The following is a 1152-nucleotide window of genomic DNA, read 5'->3' as shown; positions in this document are numbered from 1 at the left end:
CGTCCGGCGTCTCGACGGCCGTGACATTCTGGTAGGTGATGCGGCCGCGCGGATGCGCTTCCTTGAGGCGAAAGATCGTGAAGTTGACGTCTTCAGAGGTGAAGTCCTTACCATCGTGCCATTTGACGCCCTGCCGCAGCTTGAATGTATAGCGAAGACCATCATCGCTGACCAACCATTCCGTCGCCAGCAGCGGAATGGGATTGAGATCGTAGTCAAAATCCAGTAGCCCTTCGTTCACCTTCGGCCCGATCGCCTGGCCGGTACCGGACGAGGTATTGATGGCGATCAGCGATGTCGGATCGGGATAATAGGCCCAGTTGAGCGTGCCGCCCCGAACAGGCGTTTCGCCGGCGGCGAATGACGGGTGGTCAAATGCGATGCTTGCGCTGCTGAGCAACAGCAGCTGGTTGAAATGGCGGCGATTGATGGGCATCACGTCTGCTCCCGAAATATCGATACGGCAGAGCCGGCGGCACACCCCTTGCGCCGCCCGGGAATGATCTCCGTCAAGCACGAAAATCAGAAGGCAGAAATTCTATCGGCGTGCGAAAGCGCCACTTTGCGCAAGAGTGGGCCAAGCCCTCCGACCGAACGGGAGCGACTCAGGCGTGATCTCTTGAACCAAACGCGATGAAATCGACATGCGGTGATTTCTGGGGTTCGCGAACAAGGAATGGTTATCATCACCTCAGAAAAGAATAATCTTCCTTTTATATAGATTTTATTGTCCTTAATCTCGACTTGCAAAAGGAAAGGCGGAGAACTGCCCTGTGGAGCGGCGGGCTCCTTTTTCTCGAGTTCCCCTGTCGCGTCCTCGGCAATCAGCATTCACCTTTCCTACCTCGTGATAAAGAACAGCAGGGCCGATGGCATGAGCAGCACTTCCGAATTTCTCTGGTATATCCCGAACGACGTCAAACCCGGCCACCGGGGCGATACCGCCGTCGAAGAACACAACAGCCTGGAGACGCTCACCAGTCACGCGAAGGCGCTGGAGGAACACGGCTGGAAGGGTGCGCTCATCGGCACCGGCTGGGGCCGGCCCGACACTTTCACAGTCGCGGCCGCACTCGCCGCGCGGACCACCACGTTCGAACCGCTCATCGCCATACGCCCGGGCTATTGGCGGCCGGCGAACTTCGCCTCCGC

Annotated in this window: 3 protein-coding genes; 1 reads left to right on the top strand and 2 read right to left on the bottom strand. The window is 58.2% G+C overall.

All coding sequences use genetic code 11. The annotated features are described in order from the left end of the window. Both A3AY_RS35130 and A3AY_RS39125 read right to left on the bottom strand, forming a co-directional pair. A partial coding sequence (locus A3AY_RS35130; RefSeq protein WP_040668591.1) for an ABC transporter substrate-binding protein occupies positions 1 to 436 on the bottom strand: 436 nt, incomplete at its 3' end. 86 nt (positions 437 to 522) lie between these two features. Further along, positions 523 to 831, bottom strand: coding sequence for a hypothetical protein (locus tag A3AY_RS39125; RefSeq protein WP_154663282.1), 309 nt, complete (start codon positions 829 to 831; stop codon positions 523 to 525). A gap of 43 nt (positions 832 to 874) precedes the next feature. Here A3AY_RS39125 and A3AY_RS35125 point away from each other — a divergent pair. Beyond that, on the top strand, positions 875 to 1152 hold a 278-nt coding region (locus A3AY_RS35125), incomplete at its 3' end, for an LLM class flavin-dependent oxidoreductase (protein ID WP_040668589.1).

Source organism: Rhizobium giardinii bv. giardinii H152, from assembly GCF_000379605.1.
Lineage (GTDB): Bacteria > Pseudomonadota > Alphaproteobacteria > Rhizobiales > Rhizobiaceae > Pararhizobium > Pararhizobium giardinii.
Note: the sequence above shows the minus strand (reverse complement) of the source record. Positions and strands in the feature narration are given on the sequence as shown.